Origin of the sequence: Flavivirga rizhaonensis (assembly GCF_004791695.1) — a bacterium.
Lineage (GTDB): Bacteria > Bacteroidota > Bacteroidia > Flavobacteriales > Flavobacteriaceae > Flavivirga > Flavivirga rizhaonensis.
In genome coordinates, this window is sequence record NZ_SRSO01000001.1 from 343,784 (window position 1) to 364,508 (window position 20,725).

Annotated in this window: 20 protein-coding genes and 1 pseudogene; 6 read left to right on the top strand and 15 right to left on the bottom strand. The window is 30.7% G+C overall.

Annotated elements, in window-relative coordinates:
• Nucleotide 1: 1 nt before the first annotated feature.
• A complete protein-coding gene (locus EM932_RS01275; protein WP_135874665.1) occupies nucleotides 2-541 on the bottom strand; it encodes an AAA family ATPase in 540 nt (179 codons plus the stop codon).
• Between the two features lie 203 nt (nucleotides 542-744).
• On the opposite strand from EM932_RS01275, the gene EM932_RS01280 reads away from it, so the two are divergent.
• The 3 genes from EM932_RS01280 to murA all read left to right on the top strand — a co-directional run bounded on the left by EM932_RS01280 (nucleotide 745) and on the right by murA (nucleotide 3,073).
• A complete protein-coding gene (locus tag EM932_RS01280; protein ID WP_135874667.1) occupies nucleotides 745-1,038 on the top strand; it encodes a DUF493 family protein in 294 nt (97 codons plus the stop codon).
• Between the two features lie 73 nt (nucleotides 1,039-1,111).
• The gene (locus EM932_RS01285) at nucleotides 1,112-1,753 is read left to right on the top strand and encodes a DUF4290 domain-containing protein (RefSeq protein WP_135874884.1); all 642 of its coding nucleotides are present in this window, start codon (nucleotides 1,112-1,114) and stop codon (nucleotides 1,751-1,753) included.
• 9 nt (nucleotides 1,754-1,762) lie between these two features.
• Nucleotides 1,763-3,073: a UDP-N-acetylglucosamine 1-carboxyvinyltransferase gene (gene murA / locus EM932_RS01290; protein WP_135874669.1), complete on the top strand. Its 1,311-nt coding sequence runs from the start codon at nucleotides 1,763-1,765 to the stop codon at nucleotides 3,071-3,073.
• A 98-nt stretch (nucleotides 3,074-3,171) separates the two neighbouring features.
• On the opposite strand, the gene EM932_RS01295 is transcribed toward murA, so the two are convergent.
• The 5 genes from EM932_RS01295 to EM932_RS01315 form a co-directional block, all read right to left on the bottom strand.
• Nucleotides 3,172-3,963: a class I SAM-dependent methyltransferase gene (locus tag EM932_RS01295; RefSeq protein WP_135874671.1), complete on the bottom strand. Its 792-nt coding sequence runs from the start codon at nucleotides 3,961-3,963 to the stop codon at nucleotides 3,172-3,174.
• A gap of 122 nt (nucleotides 3,964-4,085) precedes the next feature.
• Nucleotides 4,086-5,597: an alpha/beta hydrolase-fold protein gene (locus EM932_RS01300; RefSeq protein ID WP_135874673.1), complete on the bottom strand. Its 1,512-nt coding sequence runs from the start codon at nucleotides 5,595-5,597 to the stop codon at nucleotides 4,086-4,088.
• Between the two features lie 391 nt (nucleotides 5,598-5,988).
• Complete coding sequence (locus tag EM932_RS01305) at nucleotides 5,989-6,204, bottom strand: hypothetical protein (RefSeq protein WP_135874675.1); 216 nt, start codon at nucleotides 6,202-6,204, stop codon at nucleotides 5,989-5,991.
• 157 nt (nucleotides 6,205-6,361) lie between these two features.
• Nucleotides 6,362-6,586: a hypothetical protein gene (locus EM932_RS01310; RefSeq protein WP_135874676.1), complete on the bottom strand. Its 225-nt coding sequence runs from the start codon at nucleotides 6,584-6,586 to the stop codon at nucleotides 6,362-6,364.
• 338 nt (nucleotides 6,587-6,924) lie between these two features.
• Entirely contained in the window at nucleotides 6,925-7,590 is a 666-nt protein-coding gene (locus EM932_RS01315; RefSeq protein ID WP_135874678.1) for an MIP/aquaporin family protein, read from the bottom strand.
• A 172-nt stretch (nucleotides 7,591-7,762) separates the two neighbouring features.
• On the opposite strand from EM932_RS01315, the gene EM932_RS01320 reads away from it, so the two are divergent.
• Nucleotides 7,763-8,611, top strand: a complete 849-nt coding sequence (locus EM932_RS01320) for a DUF2911 domain-containing protein (RefSeq protein ID WP_135874680.1) — start codon at nucleotides 7,763-7,765, stop codon at nucleotides 8,609-8,611.
• A gap of 177 nt (nucleotides 8,612-8,788) precedes the next feature.
• On the opposite strand, the gene EM932_RS01325 is transcribed toward EM932_RS01320, so the two are convergent.
• From EM932_RS01325 to EM932_RS21280, 7 genes and pseudogenes are all read right to left on the bottom strand, one after another.
• Complete coding sequence (locus EM932_RS01325; protein ID WP_135874682.1) at nucleotides 8,789-9,763, bottom strand: Gfo/Idh/MocA family protein; 975 nt, start codon at nucleotides 9,761-9,763, stop codon at nucleotides 8,789-8,791.
• Nucleotides 9,764-9,862: 99 nt separating this feature from the next.
• The gene (locus EM932_RS01330) at nucleotides 9,863-11,677 is read right to left on the bottom strand and encodes a sodium:solute symporter family transporter (RefSeq protein ID WP_135874684.1); all 1,815 of its coding nucleotides are present in this window, start codon (nucleotides 11,675-11,677) and stop codon (nucleotides 9,863-9,865) included.
• Between the two features lie 115 nt (nucleotides 11,678-11,792).
• Nucleotides 11,793-14,315 carry a PIG-L family deacetylase gene (locus EM932_RS01335; RefSeq protein WP_135874686.1) on the bottom strand — a complete coding sequence of 841 codons (2,523 nt, stop codon included), beginning with the start codon at nucleotides 14,313-14,315 and terminating at the stop codon, nucleotides 11,793-11,795.
• 288 nt (nucleotides 14,316-14,603) lie between these two features.
• Nucleotides 14,604-14,858: a thioredoxin domain-containing protein gene (locus EM932_RS01340; RefSeq protein ID WP_135874688.1), complete on the bottom strand. Its 255-nt coding sequence runs from the start codon at nucleotides 14,856-14,858 to the stop codon at nucleotides 14,604-14,606.
• A 4-nt stretch (nucleotides 14,859-14,862) separates the two neighbouring features.
• Nucleotides 14,863-17,625, bottom strand: coding sequence for an outer membrane beta-barrel protein (locus EM932_RS01345; protein ID WP_135874690.1), 2,763 nt, complete (start codon nucleotides 17,623-17,625; stop codon nucleotides 14,863-14,865).
• 105 nt (nucleotides 17,626-17,730) lie between these two features.
• Nucleotides 17,731-17,784, bottom strand: a pseudogene (locus tag EM932_RS21450) (hypothetical protein); the annotation flags it as partial.
• Between the two features lie 203 nt (nucleotides 17,785-17,987).
• Nucleotides 17,988-18,158, bottom strand: coding sequence for a TlpA family protein disulfide reductase (locus EM932_RS21280; RefSeq protein ID WP_135874886.1), 171 nt, complete (start codon nucleotides 18,156-18,158; stop codon nucleotides 17,988-17,990).
• Between EM932_RS21280 and EM932_RS21390 the strand changes: the two genes are divergently transcribed.
• Nucleotides 18,157-18,414, top strand: coding sequence for an RNA polymerase sigma factor (locus EM932_RS21390; RefSeq protein ID WP_369074040.1), 258 nt, complete (start codon nucleotides 18,157-18,159; stop codon nucleotides 18,412-18,414). The genes EM932_RS21280 and EM932_RS21390 overlap by 2 nt on opposite strands.
• Nucleotides 18,415-18,640: 226 nt before the next feature.
• Entirely contained in the window at nucleotides 18,641-18,853 is a 213-nt protein-coding gene (locus tag EM932_RS21030) for a sigma-70 family RNA polymerase sigma factor (protein WP_211344243.1), read from the top strand.
• Between the two features lie 115 nt (nucleotides 18,854-18,968).
• Here the strand turns inward: EM932_RS21030 and corA are convergent, their stop codons facing one another.
• Nucleotides 18,969-20,030: a magnesium/cobalt transporter CorA gene (gene corA, locus EM932_RS01365; protein WP_135874692.1), complete on the bottom strand. Its 1,062-nt coding sequence runs from the start codon at nucleotides 20,028-20,030 to the stop codon at nucleotides 18,969-18,971.
• Between the two features lie 163 nt (nucleotides 20,031-20,193).
• Nucleotides 20,194-20,715, bottom strand: coding sequence for a mechanosensitive ion channel domain-containing protein (locus tag EM932_RS01370; RefSeq protein ID WP_135874694.1), 522 nt, complete (start codon nucleotides 20,713-20,715; stop codon nucleotides 20,194-20,196).
• Nucleotides 20,716-20,725: the final 10 nt, after the last annotated feature.

The window sequence follows — 20,725 nt, forward strand, 5'->3', positions numbered from 1 at the left end:
ATTACATATTCAACGAGTTTAAAATAAAATCGACTCTATTTTCAACAGTGTTAAAAGGAACATCTATTAAATGGTAATTAAAATTTTGATAGGTGTTTAGTAAGTGTTTGTGAATATTTAAAGCTTGTTCAAAATTTTCGTAGCGCTCGTTATCGCTTTTGTATATAGCTTCCCATGGCTTTAAAATAAAAACAATATCATATATAGCATTTTTACAAGTATTTATAAAACTCTCAGGGTAGGAGTCCCCAATAAAATCCATGTAAGCTAACACATCCGGTAGACCTCTATCAAAAAAAATAATTTCAGAAGCACCTGTTTCGGCATTTAAAAATTGCTGATGCCTACCTTTTAAAAGTAATTCGCTAAATAATAAAGGGTTGGTTAAAAATAGTTGGTCAATACCTTCTTTTTTTGCATCTAGGGTAACTTGACGAGAAATTTCTTCAAGACAATTGTAGCCTCTACTTATTAACTCATTTATTAAAGTAGATTTTCCAGTACCAGGCCCCCCTGTAATTACAATCTTTTTAGTGTTCAAAACCGACATTATTTTGTCGTAAAAATCGGAATTAAACTGCGATAAAAAAAATGTAAACAGAAACACTTATAACTAAAGTTTTTAATTCACAGAGTTATAACTGCGCGAATGTTATTTTCTTGAGTGAAGAAGTGCTTAAGTATGTGTTAAAAATAATGATTTAAACGGATGAAACTGTATATTTGCACGATATAAAAGAGACTATGAACGCACCTCCTAATTCTGAAGAGTTTTATAAAAAACTAAAAGGACAATTATATGAAACAACAAGTTGGCCAGCAGAATATTTATATAAATTTATAGTAAAATCTGACGTTAAAAAAATAGCGAAATTAGAAGCTATTTTTAATAACATGGGTGCTGTTATTAATAAGATTGAATCAAAAAATGGCAAATATACGAGTGTTTCAATTAATTTACTGATGAGAGACCCAGATGCCGTTATTGAAAAGTATAAAGAAGTTGCAGAAAAAGTTGAAGGGGTGATAAGTCTTTAGTTTTTTTTTGTATTTTGCGCATGCATACCAACTTACATGCATAAATAATTAATTCTACACACATTTAATTTTGATTATAGATAATTTAGAATACAATACAGAGCGGGAACATTTAATCATTCCAGAATATGGTCGCCATATGCAGAAAATGATTAATTATGCTAAAACCATAGAAGTAAAAGAAGAGCGTAATAAAATTGCTAAAGCTATTATTGCGGTCATGGGAAATATGCAGCCACATTTAAGAGATGTTCCTGATTTTCAACATAAACTTTGGGATCAACTTTTTATTATGTCTAATTTCGAATTGGATGTAGATTCCCCTTATGAGAAACCTACAAAAGAACTTTTTGAAGAGCGTCCAGAGCCTTTAAAATACCCTCAAAACTTTCCTAAATATCGTTTTTATGGAAACAATATTAAAACGATGATTGATGTTGCCAATACTTGGGAAGAAGGTGAACTTAAAGAGGCTTTGGTGTATACAATTGCTAATCATATGAAAAAGTGTTTTTTAAATTGGAATAAAGACACCGTCGAAGATGCTGTGATTTTTAGTCATTTATACGAGCTTTCTGCAGGGAAAATTAATTTGAAAGATTCTAAAGAAGATTTATCAGATGCTACCAGTTTGTTGCGTTCTAAGAACAAATTTTCAAGTAATAAGAAAACCCACCACAAAAAGAATTCTAACAGACAAAGAAAACGCCACTAGTAATTAAGTATGGGAACATTTAAAATTGAAGGTGGCCATCAACTAAAAGGAAGTATACAACCTCAAGGGGCCAAAAATGAAGCGTTACAAATTTTGTGTGCAGTTTTACTAACTCCAGAATTAGTAACAATTAATAATATTCCTGACATTGTTGATGTAAATAAACTAATTAGTTTATTAAGAAAATTAGGAGTTAAAATTCAAAAAATAGCACACGGATCATATACTTTCCAAGCAGATAATCTTGATTTGGATTATTTAGAATCTGATGAGTTTAAAGTTGATGGAAGGGGTTTACGCGGATCAATTATGATTGTTGGCCCTTTATTGGCACGCTTTGGAAAAGGTTATATCCCAAAGCCTGGAGGTGATAAAATAGGTAGAAGACGATTAGATACACACTTTGAGGGGCTTATAAACTTAGGAGCTAAATTCAGATATAGTAAGGAAGAACAGTTTTATGGTGTTGAAGCAGATAAACTAAAAGGGGCTTATATGCTTCTTGAGGAAGCATCGGTTACAGGAACAGCAAATATTGTTATGGCTGCTGTTTTAGCAGAAGGCAAGACTACTATATACAATGCAGCATGCGAACCTTACTTACAACAGTTATGTAAAATGCTAAATAGAATGGGTGCCAAAATAAGTGGTGTTGGTTCTAATATGTTAATTATTGACGGCGTTGAAACTTTAGGAGGTACAGATCATACCATGTTACCTGATATGATTGAAATAGGTAGTTGGATAGGACTTGCTGCAATGACAAAAAGCGAACTGACTATTACAAATGTATCTTGGGATGATTTAGGAGTAATTCCAAATGTTTTTAGAAAATTAGGTATCACTGTTGAACAACAAGGTGATAATATTCATATTCCTGCACATACTGATGGTTATGAAATACAAAGTTTTATTGATGGATCTATATTAACCATTTCTGATGCGCCATGGCCTGGATTTACCCCAGACCTGCTAAGTATTATTTTAGTAGTTGCAACGCAAGCTAGAGGAAGTGTTTTAATACATCAAAAAATGTTTGAAAGCCGTTTGTTTTTTGTAGATAAATTAATTGATATGGGTGCTAAAATTATATTATGTGATCCACATCGAGCTACGGTTATTGGACATGACTATAAATCGACATTAAAGGCAACTACGATGACCTCTCCAGATATTAGAGCAGGTGTATCATTGCTTATAGCCGCACTTTCGGCAAAAGGTACATCAACAATTCAAAATATAGAACAGATTGATCGTGGTTACGAGCGTATAGATGAACGTTTACGAGCAATAGGAGCTAGAATTGAAAGAGTAAATTAGTAGAGTAGGTAGCCTTCAATTAGAATTTACTTATATTGAAGATAGACTGTTTAATGGGATAACACCACAAATTCATTGCATTGTTTTAATAAACAGTATTATCTTGCTGAGTTTTTTCCAATTATGTAAAGATAATCACCCAAGTCGTTTTTATATTTTTGAGTAATTTCATCGAATTTCCCACTATTAATATCCTTTCTTAAGTTGGATAAACCTTGTTTGACTTCCATTCGGTTTGCCAATGACGAAAATGAAGAAATCCCATGCCTGATTTGCTTATCAAAATAAAGTTCGGGATTTTGTTTTCCACAATACAGGAATTGATCCTGCAAATCTGGTTTGATGAAATATTTATCTATTTCTGAAAGTTCAATTCCAGCATTTTTCATAGCACTTTCTATGCTTTTTAAAGTAGGCATTTGTTTTATAGAACCTGCTAACATTTTAGGAAAATAATGGTTGAGCCAATAACCTTTCATTTGTTCTGGGGTGGATGTAAAAATCACGATTTTTCCATTTGGCTTCAGAACTTTTTTAAGTTCTAAAAAGCTTTTTTTTAAATCAGTCCAATGATGAATGGTTAGAGAACCTATTATTCCATCTACAAAATTTTTTGGAAGTCCAGTGTTTTCTGCCAAACCAATTCTCCAATCTATTTCCTTATTTTTTATTCTTGCTTTATCTAGCATCTTTTTAGAAGGATCGATACCGATACATTGAAATCCTTTTTTCTGAAATTCATTTGTATAATTTCCAGTTCCGCAGCCAATGTCTAAATAAATACCATCTTTTTTGGGGTTTAGATGGCGTAGTAGCTGTTCTGTTAAAAACGGATCAGCTTTTCGTGTAAGATTATAACCAATACCTATTTTGTCATATTTCACATCCATCCGAACATTTTTTTAGATCGTAGAGTTGATAGGATACTCATGTTTATTTCTACTATCAAATTTAAAAAGCTTCAATTAAAAATTGAATTTTTTATAGAGTTAAAAACAATAATTCATAAAATCTATTTCCTAGAAGGTTTGTGCCAAAACCTATCGAAATTTAACCTACCTGGTTTTTCTCCTGGTGCTTTATAGTAAAGGTTAATTTCCGCTCCTCCGTCAAATTGAAAGTATTCATAACGAATGGGATGTAACCCTTTTTCTAAATATATTACTGTAGACTTTTGACTATGGGCGTTATGCTTTAAATCATTATTAATCATTAATTTATCATGAATGTAAAACTTAAGCCCATCATTAGAAGACAATACAAAATAATGATATCCGCTAGTTTTAGCTTCAAAATACCCTTTGTATACACTAGCAAAGAATTGCTTTTTAGGGAAAGATTTTAATTTAAAACCTTTAGTGACTAAGCCTGTTTTTATAACGTTTATGGTGTCAAAATTTGGAAGCTTATTAAAATTACCTTCATAATAAGTATAGCGTAACCCAGCTGCATGTTTTTTACCTTTTTTTATACCTTTTAATTTTGTGCCTTCAACAAATTCACCACTTACGGCAGGAAGTGTATGGTCTCTTTTTAAAGGAATTTTTACTTTTAAAGTTGTAGCTTTTAATATGGTAACAGAATCGTTCATAAATTCTGAATCAAAATCTGGTTCACTTCCATCTACAGTATACCTCAATTTGTCATTAGGTTGCGTCATGAAAATAGTTAAAGGAATTCCGGGAATGACTTCTCCTTGGTTTGGTGTAAACCTAATTGTACTATTTCTAAAATCTTGAGATATAAACTTAATACCATCATAGTTAAGTTTATAAATAACACTGTTATGAGTTTCGTTTTCGTAAGCTATAATTTTCCAATCTAAATTATTTGGCGCATATTCTTTTAAAACAGTTCCCATAGCTTCTATACCCATTCCTTTATAAGCTTTTCCTTTTCTACCACCTATAAATAAAGTTTTACCACCTGCTTTTGAGAGTTTTTCTTTAGCCATTTTTACTAATAACTTATTATCATACCAAAATGATGGATCGCTTACTAAATATGAATCAAAATATTCTGGCGATTTAAGCAATGCATGCATGACACAAAGTCCTCCAAAAGAATGTCCTGCAAATGTATTATGTCCCGATGTTTTATATTTTGATTCTACAAAAGGTTTCACTTCTTTTCCGATAAAATCTATAAAATTTTCAGCATTTCCTGAGGTTGGGAAATTATCCATTTTTGTTGGTGTCATATCTGAAGTTCTATCTGGACTAACAACCCCCACAAGAATCGTTCTTGGTGACATGCTTTTCTTTTGCATAAAGTCCAGCAACGATTTCTTAAGTTCCATATTCCATTTCGGATCTAGCATATACAGTACATCATATTCAGTCCATTCATTATAACCATGAGGTAGAGCTATTTGAATTTCACGATCTCCTTTCATATATTTTGATTGAAGAGTAAAGGATTCTCCAGGCATATTCTGAGCATTTAAGAATGCACAAGAAATTAGGAAGGATAGTATACATGTTAAGGAAACTTGATTTTTGATTTTAATTGATGCTTTTTTCATTATGAAGAGTTGTTTTATTTATTTCTATGTTATTATTGTGCCATAATTTAAATTGCTGAAAATAAGTGTTTTTTAGGCTTTTTTGTTTTTAAATGTACGAAATTGATACATAGATGTTCGCTAATGGTAGTGTATTGAGAAGTTGAATATTTCAAAAAAATGAAAGATTTGCTTAATGTTATTTATGTTATAATATATTAATGAGACTATATAATCTCAATTATGTTACATAAAAACGTGAACATTTGGCTTCTATATATAATAAAACCCCAGAAAAATATAATATATATTCTGGGGTTAATTTTTTTAGGATTAAGTAAAATACCTAAGCTAAATATAAAGTGATTATATTCATTGCTTTTTTTATTATATACAATGAATAACAGGTATTTTATGGTCTTCCTTTTAACCTTTTCTCTATTTTTTGCTTAATTACAGTTAAGCGTTTCATTAAATCCATAATTTCTGGATCTTTCTCTTCCTTGTAAATTTTATTTAAGCTTAATATTAAATTTTTAACTTCTCTTGATGCTTCTATTCGTTCGCTTGTCGTTTTAAAAGACTGTTTGCGTTGTTCGAATTCTAAAGCGTTGTTAATAATATCCATGAATTTTAATCTAATTTATATCTGTCTGACAATTTTTCTTTTTCAGAATTTGACAATATAATAAAATATATGAGATATTCGATTTTTGCAGAGAATAATTATGTAAAATTTAATATTTTGAGTTTTTTACGACAGCTAATCGAATAGTTTTTTAATTTTAAGTAGTCAAAGGAGCCCCTTTTAATCGCTTTTCAACTTTTCTTTTTATTACAGTTAGACGCTTCATAAGATTCATTATCTTTTCGTCTTTTTTTACTTTATATATTTGATTTAAATCTAAAATTAAAGCTTTTGCTTCCCTTGAAATTTTTACTCTGTCACTAGTTGATAAAGATCTCAAGCTTCTTTGTTCAAATTTTAGTGCTCTATCTATTAAATCCATAATTTCAATTTTTTAAATAGTTTTCTAATTCGTTCTTTAGGGAGTTAGTCTGTATATATTGTAGTAAGTTTAATACAATACAAATTATGCCAAATATACAAAAGGTTGAATATGCTTTTTAAGAGAATTTAAGCATAAATACTGATAGTGTTATAAGAATTCTTTATGATTTCAATCTTTTGAATCTTGAAAGACTATTGTTTTAGACGTAAAGATCCTTATTTAAGTTACTGGTAATAAGCTATTTTGCTCTGCTATATAAGCCTTATTTACTATGATGAGTTAACACATAGTAGATATATATACTGTTTATCTTATTTTATTAAGTTAAATTTATACTAACAACAATTATCATCTTTTACAAGTTTACAACTAGAAACAGCGGTCACAGCACCCAATATTGGTGCAGAGATGTACAGCCATAAATATTGAAAATTCCCAGTAAAAAGGGCAGGAGCTATAGAACGGATAGGATTCATAGAAGCTTTGGTCATAGGACCAGCAAACATGGCTTCTAAAAGGATAACTCCCCCTACGGCAATGGCAGCCATAGTTCCAATTTCTTTACTACCAGTGGATACGTTTATAATAACAACCATTAAGAAGAAAGTTAATAAAAACTCTAAAATAGCAGCCTTAAATGGTGGAAAACCATCTGCTGGAACAGTTTCTCCTAAAAATTGGCTTTCTGGGAATAAAAACCATAAAATAAAACAGGCAAATATGGCGCCTATGGCTTGAGCTAGTACATATTTTGGAACTTCTTTCCATGAAAATTTCTTTGCAAAAGCAAAACCTATAGTTACGGCTGGATTAAAATGCGCTCCAGAAATTTCACCAAAAGCATATATCATGGCCATTACGATGAGTCCCCAAGTAATAGCTACACCAGCATGTGATATGCTACCATTAGTAATTTCGTTTATTGTCATAGCCCCACAACCACAAAATACCATGGCAAATGTTCCTATGATTTCTGCGTAATATTTTTTCATGAAATTTATTTTTTGCTTTCAATAAGGATATAACGAAAACTTTTCCCTTTGGTCAATTACCGTAATCATTTAATATTGGGTAAATATACAACCTCTTATTTTAAGTTTTTGTTAACAATAATAGGATTTTGTATGCTTAATTTTATAGATATTAATAGAACTATAATTAAACTTAATCAAAATGAAAAAACTATTATTAATTGCCTTGGTATTAACGTTTTCTTTGAATGTAAGTGCACAGGTGAAAACACCACAGCCTAGTCCGTTTTCTAAACAGGAACAAAAAGTAGGCTTAACAGATGTAACTATAGAGTATTCTAGACCAAACATGAGAGGGCGTACTATTTTTGGAAATTTAGTGCCTTACGGAAAATTTTGGCGTACAGGAGCTAATAAAAATACGACTATTACTTTTAGCGATGATGTGACTGTTGATGGACAAACTCTTAAAGCTGGAGCTTATGCTATTTTTGTAAAACCTAATGAAGAATCATGGGATGTTGTGTTTTATTCAGATACTAATAACTGGGGAACTCCTCGTGAATGGGATGAAACAAAAGTGGCGGCTAAAACAAATGTGAAAGTTTATAAGCTACCTATGAAGATTGAAACCTTTACAATGTCATTTGATGATTTAAGTAACAGCAATGCTACTTTAGGTTTAATGTGGGAGGATGTTTATGTTGGTGTTAAATTTGAAGTGCCTACAGATAAAGCCGTTGTTGCTAGTATAAAGAATGCCATGAATGGTCCTAGTGCTGGTGATTATTTTTCTGCAGCTGTTTATTATTTACAAGAGGGTAAAGATATAAATGAAGCAAAGACATGGATTGATAAAGCTGTAGACATGACTAAAGATAAACCACGTTTTTGGTTTTTAAGACAACAGTCTTTAATTCATGCAAAAGCAGGTGATAAGAAAGGCGCTATTACTGCAGCTAAAAAATCTTTAGCTGGTGCTGAAAAAGCTGGAAATGCTGATTATGTAAAAATGAATAAAGATTCCCTTAAAGAATGGGGGGCTATGTAATTTATTACCTAACTCTATTAAAGGTCTAAAAAGTCTAATTCAACTTGTCATTCTGAGGAGCACCAATAAGTGCGACGTGAGAATCTTTTAAATTAAAACTAAAATTAAACAGATTGCCACAGTCGTGCCTCCTTCTCAATGACAGAGGATTCAACTTTTTAGACCTTTGTTATATTATTAATACTCTAAATTAATGTTTGCCCTCACATCATCAAGAAGCTTTATAAGTTGCTTACTAAACTCAAATGTCATAACATTACTTTCAACTTTTCCTTCTCGTAAGAGGTTATTGAAATGTAGAATTTCGTAGTTGTAACCAATAGTTTTATAGCCAAAATCAATAACTTCTTCTTTATCATTAGAAATTAAAGTGACTGTTGTTGGCATAAAAAAGCCTCTATTAATCTTAATAGTTCCATTTTCGCAGTAGAAAATAGCTTCGGTAGGTGTTTCTTCTAAAAGTGTACTTTTTAAATGAGCTGTTACATCATTATCATAATTGAAAACCATATGGCATGAGGAGTCAGCCCCGTTTTCAAAAAAAGAAGCACTTGCCTTTATATTTTGTGGAATACCTAAAGTTGATAATGCTGCAAAAACAGGGTAGATACCAATATCTAATAGACTTCCACCTCCTAAAGACTTTCTAAAAAGTCTGGAAGTATCATCAAACTCACGATAAAATCCAAAATCAGCTTCAAGTTTTAAAATATTACCATAGGTTTTATTCTCTAATTCTTTTAATACATATTGATAATGCGGAAGAAAATAAGTCCAAAGGGCTTCCATAAGAGGTACATTTTTCTCTTTAGCTTTAGAAATCATCGTGTTGACTTCTTCAGCATTCATAGCAAAAGGTTTTTCACATAATACGGCAATGCCATGTTCTAAGCATAACAATGTGTTTTCTTTATGTAATGCATGTGGTGTTGCTATATAAACAGCATCGATATTAGAATCTTTTACTAATGCTTCGTAACTGTCGTATGCTTTAGTGGCATTGTACTTAGAAGCAAAAGTATCTGCTTTTTCTTGAGATCTTGATGCCACTGCATATAGTTGAGCATCTTCAATAGTTAATAAATCTTGTGCGAATTTATTAGCGATATTTCCTAGCCCTATAATGCCCCAATTGATGGTTTCCATTTTCATTTAGTTAAATTATTTTATATGCGAAATATAAAATTATAATTATAAAAATGACTAATATAAGTTAGTCAGCTTTTGATAGTTTTCTTAAACCAATTTATATTATGTTGAGATTTTTTTATCATTATTTACAGTGAAAAATTGAATTGTAAAGGCAATTAATATAACCAATGCACATCCAAATAAATTTAGCCATAAATATGGCATCCAATCAAACCACCATCCAATTATGACTATTGCTTGAGTAATTAAAGCAGCAATGAAAACAGCATTTGCTTTTACAAATTTGAAGAAAAAAGCTAGTAAAAATATACCAAGTACATTGCCATAAAAAATGGATCCAATAATATTTACCAATTGAATTAAATTCTCAGCGAGATTAGCAAAACAGGCTATTATTATAGCTACTATACCCCAAATGAGAGTGAAAAGTTTAGTCGCTTTAACCATGTGTTTTTCATCTTTTTCATCTTTCAGGTTTCTGCGATATAAATCTATAGAAGTAATTGTAGCTAACGCATTAATTTCTGAAGCTGTTGACGACATGGCAGCAGATAGAATAACAGCTAAGAGCAACCCAATTAATCCTTTTGGTAAGTATTTAAGAATAAAGGAGATAAACATGTAATCTCTATCGTTTGTTTGGGTGTCTTTTGCAGCTGCTTTGTACAAGTCTTTTAATTCTTCTTTCTTTAATGTATAGACATCTCCATCTTTATTCTTTATAGCTTGCAATTCATTTTTTAAATTGTCATATTTAGACGAATATACTGTATCAACTGCCCTTTTTATTAGATATTTTGATTCTAATCGATATGTTTTTTCAATACTATCTAAACGTGACAAATCAGTTTTTATAGAGGTTTCATTATTTTTTGAGAATAATACACTTAATTCTTTTTTTCTATTGAAAAGTTGATTTTGCTTTTGTTGGAGTTCCTTATACTGTTGAGAATATTCAGACGCTAGAACTGTTTTTGTTGATGCATCAATAAAATTTAATGGAGCAGGATTAAATTGGTAGAAGACAAAAACCATAATTCCCACAAGTAAAATAAAGAATTGCATAGGAACTTTTAATAAACCATTGAATATAAGCCCCATTTGCATTTCTTTCATGGATTTACCTGATAAATAGCGTTGTACTTGACTTTGATCGGTTCCAAAATAGGAAAGCATTAAAAATGTCCCACCAATTAACCCAGACCAAACGGTATATCTATTTTCTAAGTCAAATGAAAAATCAAGAACTTCCATTCTTCCAGTAGCTCCAGCAATGTCTACTGCTTCTGTAAATGAAACATCGTCAGGAATTAAATTTAAGATTATAAATAGCGCAGCTAACATTCCGGCAAAAATGACAAACATCTGCTGTTTTTGTGTTACTGTAACAGCTTTTGTACCACCAGTTACTGTATAAATTATAACTAAAATACCAATGACGATATTTAAGTAAGTAATATTCCAGCCCAAAACAACGGATAGTATTATTGCTGGAGCAAAAATTGTTATTCCTGCTGCCAGACCACGTTGAATTAAAAATAAAATGGCTGCTAGACTTCTGGTTTTTAAATCGAATCTGTTTTCCAAGAATTCATAAGCAGTGTATACTTTTAAACGATGATATAATGGTATAAAAACAATACAAATGATGACCATGGCTATAGGAAGTCCAAAATAAAATTGCACAAAACCCATACCATCTGAAAACGCTTGACCTGTGGTAGATAAAAACGTAATGGCACTCGCTTGAGTTGCCATTACAGAAAGTCCGATAGTCCACCATTTTGATGTATTACCTCCGCGTACATAATCTTGTACACTAGTACTGCCTTTTGTTTTCCATGTGCCATATCCAACAATGGCTAATAATGTAGAAATTAGAACAACCCAATCAATCCAATCTAAAGTCTGCATAATTAAAAAGATTTGGTAATTATGTAAAAGATGATGAAATACAGTATGTTCACTATTAAAACTATAGAGTAGAGCTTAAGCCAAGTCTGTTTAGGTTGGTTTTTATCCAACATATTTAGTCGTTTAGTTTGGTTTCTAATTTTAAATCTTCTTTTCCTATAGAAAGCATATTGGCGAATAAGCGATAAGCACCAGAAACACCTTCTGGAAACTCTCTAAAAAAACTCAGTCCTGTATAGATATAATGGCCTTTTCCATGTTTGGCAACTAATAAGCTACCATCTTTTGGTGATTCATTTTTATCGTTCATAGACAAAATAGGTGTGAATTCATTAGACCATTTATTAGGAAAATACAAACCACGTTCTTGTGTCCAACCTTTAAAATCTTGTTGCGTGATTTTATTCGGATAATTTAGTAGCTCATGTTGTGGGTTTAAAAATCGTACTTCAGCATTTTCATCGGTCACACGATCTCTTGATAATTTTAAATCATAAGGAGCAAGCTTGTCTGCTTTAAGTCTATGATTGGTATTGTATTGTACAATCATATTACCACCATCTGTCACAAAATCAAATAGTATTTGTTGCTTAAACTGTAACGCTTCTACAGTGTTATAAGCTCTTATACCAACCACTACGGCATCAAAACGACTAAGAGTTTCAGGGCTAATGTCTTCAGGCGAAATAGTTCGCACATTATAACCAATCTGTTCTAAGCTTTCTGGGACTACATCTCCAGCACCAGCTATATAAGCAATATTTTCACCCTTCTTTTTTATATCTAAACGTACAACCTTGCTTTCGCTAGGAAGTAGAACGGTTTGAAACGGAATATGTTCATAATCTATTTCAATGAGTTCCTTTGTGTACTCTTTATCATTAACATGAACTATAGGACCCATGTAGCCTTCACTTTGATTTTTAGGTGGCACTATGGTAAAAACTAGTGTTTGTTCTTCTCCTTTATGGGGAATGTTTACTTTTTGCTTTTCTGGATATACGTTCCAGTCCTTTGGGTGACACAGCTCTATGTAACCTTCCAGATTATCACGTCCAGCTTTAACAATCACTGTTACATCCCGTTGAAGATCATTTTCAAAAACGATCACTTTTTCGGTTATTTTTGCTGAAGCTTCTGGTATTATTTCAAACGGACGGTATAATTCTCCCTTATCTGGTTTTGAAAACCGTTGAATAATATGCTTGGTAAACGTTATTGGAACGTTGTTGATAAGCAAATTAAAATCAATATTAAATATTCTAGGCGTTTCTGGTAAGCCAATATATTTTTCATCAGCTTTATACATGCCTAAAGAGCCTTTTTCGTTAAGCCAATATGGCGTCGTAGGCTTTACGTCATCATCAATTTTTAGGGCTTCTTTAAAAGAGAACTTTATATTGTCTTTTAAAGCTATGTTTTTCGAAACATTTAAATCTTTAGCGTTATTGAAACTTACTAAAGTAATGTCTGTTTTACTTCTATTTAGGGCTTCTATGGTTAAGTTTACAGATTCACCTTGTGTTGCCCAATTTGTTTCAGCCGAAGCTTCTAAATATAGACCAGCACACATTTCTATAATGGCTTTTAGTTCTTTCGTTTTTTGAACTTTCCAATGTTCATCTTCAATGTTTTGAAGTAATTTATAAGCTTCAATTAACTTGGGAATGTGATTAGCAGGGGTTACAAAATCAAATTCATTTTCAACTTTGTATAGAATAGCCCCAATCGTTTTTCCTCCTTTAATACGATTCCAAGATGTATCAACACCATCAAAAATGTTTTTGTTATCTGTTAAAGGCTCTCCTTTTAAAAATTCGATATATTCTTGTTGCGATCCACGTTGTGCCAAACGCCCAAACCCTTGGCATAAATGTTGGCTACTAGCCAAAGCTGCGACTTCATTATTTGATAGTCCTTTTAGTGGATAATAAACACCAATATCAAAATTTATCATATTGCTTTTATCTGCCTTTTCAAATTTTTTCTGGCTGCCATAAAACCACCAGCTTGTATTGAAAAATAAGCGTTTAGGTTGCCATAGGCTAACTTGTTTTAATTGATTTGAATATGCAGATGAAGAATTTGCCAAATCAAAAGCTTCAAAACTTAGCATGGCAGAACTTGTATGATGACCATGTGTACTTCCTGGTGTTCTATGATCAAATCGATTAATAATAATGTCTGGTTTAAATTTTCTGATTGCTAAAACGACATCGCCTAAAACGGTTTCTTTATCCCAAATATTAAGCGTTTCATTTGGGTGTTTTGAGTAACCAAAATCGTTAGCTCTACTAAAAAGTTGCTCACCACCATCAACTCGTCTGGCTGCTAATAGTTCCTGAGTACGTATAACACCTAATAATTCTCTGATTTCTGTCCCGATAAGGTTTTGTCCGCCATCACCTCGTGTAAGCGATAAATAAGCCGTTCTTGCTTTTACATGATTAGACATGTAAGATATTAAGCGCGTATTCTCATCATCAGGATGTGCGGCGATATATAAAACAGAACCTAAAAAATTAAGTTTTTGAATAGATTCATATATTTCTGAGGATGAAGGTGTTTTAGGTTTTTGGGCTGTTGAAATTGAAAAAGTGAATACTGTTATAAGTAGATATAGTATGGATTTTTGCATGATTGAATCGTTAGCTAAAGTCCAAATATAACAAAGTTACAAGCTCATTGAGTTGCTTTTAATGTTTCTTTAACGCTTTCCTTATTAATAAAATATTTTGTAGGATTTATGCAAACTTGAAATACTTACCCATACCTGTTTTGCATTTTGATGAAGTTTGTCAATTCTAGTGAATTTTACGATTGAAATGAGTGAAATTTGTATCGAGAATTAGAATTTTTTACTAAAATAATGTGAGTTCACGTTAAAATAGAAATGATTTAACGCTTTACCCTACAAGCCCTTTACTTATTTATTGGCTGCTAATATTTTCTTAATTTCATAATCAAAATTATGCATTGGAAAATCATCACTTATAACATCTCCATTTTTATCTATAACGACATACTTAGGAATACCATTAAACTTGAATAATTGCCTTAAATAATTATAATCATCAGTCGATAATCTATAAGTATTTTTTAATTCTTGCTCTTTTACAAACCCAGTATATCTATGAGTAGGAGACCCTCTCTCCTTAAAGTTAATAAAATTGAATTTCAATCTATCAACCTGTAAAATGCCTGATAACTCTACGCCTACCCATACTTCCTCTTTTTCCTCCCATTTTGTTTAATTCCCAACTAAAATTCAACATAAAATAACGCTTTAAAATATTGCTTTGAGAATCTTGAATATAGTCTACACTTGCTATTCTTCTGGCATTTGTGTTTTGATTAAGTAAATCATATACTTTTAAAGTTAAAGTAGCCCGTTCTTCAAACATCGAATAAGAAACGGTTGAATTCCAAAACCAAGAACTTTTTTGAAATCCAGAAGCTACATTTGGATTATAATTATAACTAATGTCATTTCTCCAATCAATTCTTTTTAATGTTAAAGTAGAGGTTCTTAAACCTACAGAGTGTGTTAAAAATTCTTGATTTTGAAAAGTATCAATATCAAAACTTGTTTTGTTATAAGCTAACCCATAATTAGGTGTGAATTCTAATACGTTATTCCAAGAAAAGGTAGTTTGTATTCTAGGGTTTAATGAGAAATTACTAGATGCATATTTAACATCATTATTAAAATTAATTGTCTTATTCAAACTAGTTCTTAAGTTTAAACCATATTTAAAAGCTTTAGTACTATCTATTTTTATAGATTTATTTAAACCTATATAATTACTTAAATTATAATTACCATTTATATTGGCATAACTAGTTCTCCTTATTAAATCTTCATCAATACTCGTTTTACTAACAATTTGATTATTTATAAATCTGGCATCAAAATAAACAAACAAACCTGACTTCTTTTGAAAATTAAAATCATGAATACTTAGATTAAACGAATGATTGTTTGCTGGTTCTAACTCTGGGTTACCTACAGTAATATTTAAAGGATTAGTAACATCTTCAAAGGTTTGTAATTGTGAGAGCTGTGGAGAATTATTATTCAAGTTATACTGAAGCCTTGCCGACGATGTTTCACTAAAACGATAATTAAGATTAGCACCCAATTCTAATGCTTCAAAATCTTGCTTATCACTTAGCTGAGTTCTTAATTTATCTGTATTTTCTAAGGTTCTTAGTATATAGCTAGATCTTAATGTAGTGATAAATTTTTCTTTTTTATAAGTAAGGGCAATACCAGGAGTACTGGTAGTATTTACATATTTAAAATCTGAACTTAAATCTTCATTTATAAAATTATTGTAATCTTGTTGGTCTTCATCAAAATCAAAAGTATTTCTTTTATTTTTTTGAGTATTCCTATTATAATTATAAGACACATCTAAAAACAACTCCTTACCCTTTATTGGAAACCTATAAGTTAATCCCAGTCCTAAATTATCTGTTTTTAAATTTCCATCTCCTTTTTGATTTCTTATAATACTATCTCTAATTGTGTTTTCCATATTAATTTGGTCAACCTCATAAAAATAAGTTTCAGAGTTAAGGGTTCTGTCAGATTTATTAGAACTTATAGCGTTAGACATATTAAATTTTAAAAAAGCGCCTTGTGAACCAAAACGTTTAGTAATACCAAATCTATTATTAAATGATTTATTTGTAGCATTATTTAGTGTTAAGGCATTAGATGTATTAGTTAAAATATTTTGTTCATCAAGTGATTTTTCATCTGTTGATGAATTACTCAATGTTTCAGAAGAACTAAATGATGGTGCCACATTAATAAATAATGTTGAATCTATTTTTATTTCAAAATCAAGGTTAACATCATGATTATTATTATCATTTAATGAGATTGATTCCGAGTTAGAAAAAAACCTAGAATCTGGTAAAATGTTTTCTCTCTCTGTAATAGTTTTATTATCTGTATTACTTTCAGAATAAAAATAATCTCCAGACACATCCATATACTTGCCTATAGAATTGCTAAAATTAACTCCTGCATTTTTTGATGTTACAATACCACGGCTTCCACCTATTTGTATGTTACTAAAATTTTGTAAGCCTCCAAAGCTAAATCCTGGAGAATTAATATTGTTTCCTCCTCCTAAAACACTTATTTGTCTTTCTTTATTAAAGGAGTTTAACATCCCCGAAAACTCATATCTATTATCGGTACCAGCTCCTACAGCTACTGACCCAAAAACGCCTTTATTATCATCATCTTTTATTGTAAAATTTATGGTTTTATTTAATTGACTTCCTTCTTCACCAGTAAATGCTTGGGTTTTAGTTTTGGTATCAGTAATTTGAACTTTTTTAATTATCTCTTTTTTTAAATTTCTTGTTGTAATGGTGGGGTCATCTCCAAAAAAAGTTTTTCCATTTACTAAAACCTTGTTTACCTCCTTTCCATTAACTGTTATTTTACCTTCAGTATCGACCTCTACACCTGGAAGTTTTTTTAATAAGTCTTCAACGTTAGCATCTTTTTTGGTTTTAAATGAACTTACATTAAACTCAAGTGTATCTTTTTTAATAGTTATTGGCGCTACTGTTATTAAAACTTCGTCTAAAGCATTAGTGTCTGTTTTAAGAACTATTTCTCCTAAATTAATATTTGGATTATTTAAGTCAATTTTTTTCTTAAATGTTTCATATCCAACATACGATATAAATAAGTTTACTGAAGCACTATAAGTTTTATCTTCTAGCTTGAATTTTCCATTTTTATCTGAAATAGAGTACGTAATTAAAGTACTATCTTTAATTCTTTCAACATGAATAGTTGCCGCTTCTAAAGGTGTTTTTTCGTCTTCAGAAATTAAAGTACCTGAAATTTGAAATTTCTTAGATTGAGAAAAAGAAAGTAATGAGCATAAGCATATTAAGGAAAAGTAGATTTTATTCATTCATAATAATTTATTGGAAAATATAATAACTGTTTACTATAACGAAAGTACTGTAGCATGATATGGTTTTTCTTAAAAAAAATATAAATGATTCCTAATGAAATGTTATTTTTTTCGGATATACACACTAATCTCAACACCTTTAAAATCAGAATGTTCACGTAATTTTTCTTCTAAAAAACGTTTGTAAGGGCTTTTACATACTTAGGTAAGTTTGTTACCTACGGTTGCGGTGTTGGATTCGGAGTCGGAGTCGGTGCTTCAGGAGGTTGGTAAATAAAAAGAGAGATACATAATAATGTTGTATCTCCTTCTTAACTAACTTAAAACGCTGAAACTTTATTACATCTATTTGGTGAAAATCAATAACCAAATAATGCCTTCAATTTTTTATCTAGTTCTTTTAAATGCGGAAAGGATGCTCTACAAGGCCTACACCAACTTGCCCAAAAGTCTACAAAAATATATTTCCCTTTAATTCTTGAAAGTTTTAAATCGTTCCCTTCTAGGCTTTTTAAAGTAGATGCTTTTATAAAACACCTAAAGAAGGGTAATGAAGCTGTTTACGTTTATTTAGCTACCAAATACCATAAGAAACTTTTTATTTATGCATTAAGTCTCACAAAAGATCATGCTGATGCGCAAGACATTGTTCAAAATGTTTTTCTAACCGTTTGGAAATACCACAAGCGTTTAAATACTACTTATTCTATAAAAAACTTTTTATATAAAACCACTTATAATGAGTTTGTAAGTCATTACCATAAAAAAGAGCCCTTTCAAAATTAGAAGAAGCTTATTTAGAAGGGGTAAATGAAACGATTACTGAAGATTATAATGACATTTTAAAACGTAAAATTGCTATTATATATGAAGGGATAGAAAAACTACCTGTAAGATGTAAAGAAACATTTATATTAACGTGAGTTTCTAACGCAAGCATTTTTCTAACGATAACCTCACTAATAGTGTTACATGTCGCCTTGAGCGCAGTCGAAAGAGCATAAAAATCTAGATGTTTAAAGTAGGTTTCGACTGCGCTCCCGTTATACTAAGTAAAAAAGAAGGACTTACTAATATAGAAATTGTGGAGTATATGAATGTTTCTATAAAAACTGTAGAGGTGCAGATTACTAAAGCTTATACCATATTACGTAAGCTAATTGGAGATGAGTTAAGGCATATTTTATTTTTAGTATTTGGATTTCAAATAAAAAATGAAATTTAGAATTTTCATTGTTATGCACTGTTATCCCCTGGGTTATTTCATTACTCTTACAAACGTGTAAATTAAAATTGATATCAATTTCTTGTATTAAGCTAGAGCCATTCATTATTTAAAACTAAAGCCACTTTTTACGTTTAAAATATATAAGCATACCAACAAAGAGAACGAGCATAACACCCCATAAAATAAAGTAAGAGTATTTGTAATGTAACTCTGGGATATTATCGAAATTCATTCCGTATATGCCAGCAATAAAAGTAAGTGGGATAAAAATAGAAGCCATTATGGTTAATACTTTCATCACCTCATTCATTTTGTTACTAATGGTGGTCATATACATATCCATTAAACTCCAGGTCATCTCTCGGTAAATGTCCATATTTTCAGATACTTGAATTAAATGATCATAGACATCTCTAAAATAAGTAATGGTCTTTGGTTGAATGAGTTCACTTTCATTCTTTTCAATTCTGTTAAGGACTTCTCGAAGCGGAAAAATAGCACGGCGAATTCTTAAAATTTCACGTTTTAACTCTTGAATATTTTTACTGACATCTTCATTGGTGTTACCTGAAAATATTTCAGTTTCAAAATCTTCAATTTTGTCTCCTAAAACTTCAATGATATTAAAATAATAATCTACTACGGCGTCAATTAAAACGTATAATAAATAATCGGATTCCATGTTACGTATGCGTCCCTTTGCATTTCTAATTCGATTTCTTACAGTATCAAAGACATCTCCTTCTGATTCTTGAAAAGACAAGACATAGTTTTTACCCAAAACAAAGCTAACTTGTTCAGAAACGATGTTATCTTCTTTATCATAGTATAGCATTTTAAGTACAACAAATAAATAATCTGAGTATTCATCAATTTTGGGGCGCTGAGAAATGTTTACAATATCTTCAAGTACTAGCGGATGTAATTTATAATGTATTCCTAATTTTTCAATCTCTTTTACATGTCTTAAACCATTTAGATTAATCCAAGTAGTTGAGTTTGTAGATTTAAATTTAAAACCGTCTTCAACATCAGATAAATGGTTTTCGGTGTATTGCTCTTTATTATAATCGAATGCTTCAATAAAAAGATCCTGAGATTCTTTTTCACCTGTATATATAAGAGTACCCGGAGCTTGTCCGGTTTTTTTCTTGTAATTAGTATTTTTTGCCATTTGGAATAAAATCTATTTAAATATATGGAATATTTAAATAGTATCGCGCCTTTATTTAAACCCTCTTTTTCAATAAGAATTACTGTTTTTTAAAACATTAAATTATTTGAACAGGCTACTAAATCTTGATCACTTTGGGTTAAAAGCATATGTTTTTCAACTTTTATTTATCGAAAGCATCTTTTTCTATTATAGTTACAGCTTTTTGTAGGAGCAAGCTGTTAGGATAAGTTACTAAATCACCATTATCTCTTCTTAAATGAATTTGAAAGGATCTTATGTCTTCAATAATAGCGACTATTTCAAATTCTTTATCATGAATTTTAATTTTATCACCAATTTTATATGGAAAAGAGAAAAACAGAATAATACCTGATGTGACATTACTCAATATAGACCAACTGGCAAATAAAGCAAGCCCTATAATGGCAAAAACAGATGAAAAAATAACGACTAAATCTTCAACTTCAATTCCAAAAATAAAAGCAATGATAAGTAATGTGATAAGGAAAAGACTCACCGAAAAATAGCGTGCCACTATTTTTGCGCGACTTACTAGTATTTTTTTTGATTTTCCAATAGCACGAACTATTAACCCTGTAATAAGCTGAAGAATAAAAAATACTGCAAATACAATAACAGTATTTATAATTTTATCTTGGTGTAGAGAGAAATAGTCTAACATTTTAACAGTT

Excerpts from the sequence above, each read along its gene's own strand:
- EM932_RS01280 (WP_135874667.1), top strand. The coding sequence starts at position 745 with ATGAACGCACCTCCTAATTCTGAAGAGTTTTATAAAAAACTAAAAGGA.
- murA (WP_135874669.1), top strand. The coding sequence starts at position 1,763 with ATGGGAACATTTAAAATTGAAGGTGGCCATCAACTAAAAGGAAGTATA.
- EM932_RS01295 (WP_135874671.1), bottom strand. The coding sequence starts at position 3,963 with ATGGATGTGAAATATGACAAAATAGGTATTGGTTATAATCTTACACGA.
- EM932_RS01300 (WP_135874673.1), bottom strand. The coding sequence starts at position 5,597 with ATGAAAAAAGCATCAATTAAAATCAAAAATCAAGTTTCCTTAACATGT.
- EM932_RS01305 (WP_135874675.1), bottom strand. The coding sequence starts at position 6,204 with ATGGATATTATTAACAACGCTTTAGAATTCGAACAACGCAAACAGTCT.
- EM932_RS01310 (WP_135874676.1), bottom strand. The coding sequence starts at position 6,586 with ATGGATTTAATAGATAGAGCACTAAAATTTGAACAAAGAAGCTTGAGA.
- EM932_RS01320 (WP_135874680.1), top strand. The coding sequence starts at position 7,763 with ATGAAAAAACTATTATTAATTGCCTTGGTATTAACGTTTTCTTTGAAT.
- EM932_RS01325 (WP_135874682.1), bottom strand. The coding sequence starts at position 9,763 with ATGAAAATGGAAACCATCAATTGGGGCATTATAGGGCTAGGAAATATC.
- EM932_RS01330 (WP_135874684.1), bottom strand. The coding sequence starts at position 11,677 with ATGCAGACTTTAGATTGGATTGATTGGGTTGTTCTAATTTCTACATTA.
- EM932_RS01335 (WP_135874686.1), bottom strand. The coding sequence starts at position 14,315 with ATGCAAAAATCCATACTATATCTACTTATAACAGTATTCACTTTTTCA.
- EM932_RS01345 (WP_135874690.1), bottom strand. The coding sequence starts at position 17,625 with ATGAATAAAATCTACTTTTCCTTAATATGCTTATGCTCATTACTTTCT.
- EM932_RS21030 (WP_211344243.1), top strand. The coding sequence starts at position 18,641 with ATGTTTAAAGTAGGTTTCGACTGCGCTCCCGTTATACTAAGTAAAAAA.
- corA (WP_135874692.1), bottom strand. The coding sequence starts at position 20,030 with ATGGCAAAAAATACTAATTACAAGAAAAAAACCGGACAAGCTCCGGGT.
- EM932_RS01370 (WP_135874694.1), bottom strand. The coding sequence starts at position 20,715 with ATGTTAGACTATTTCTCTCTACACCAAGATAAAATTATAAATACTGTT.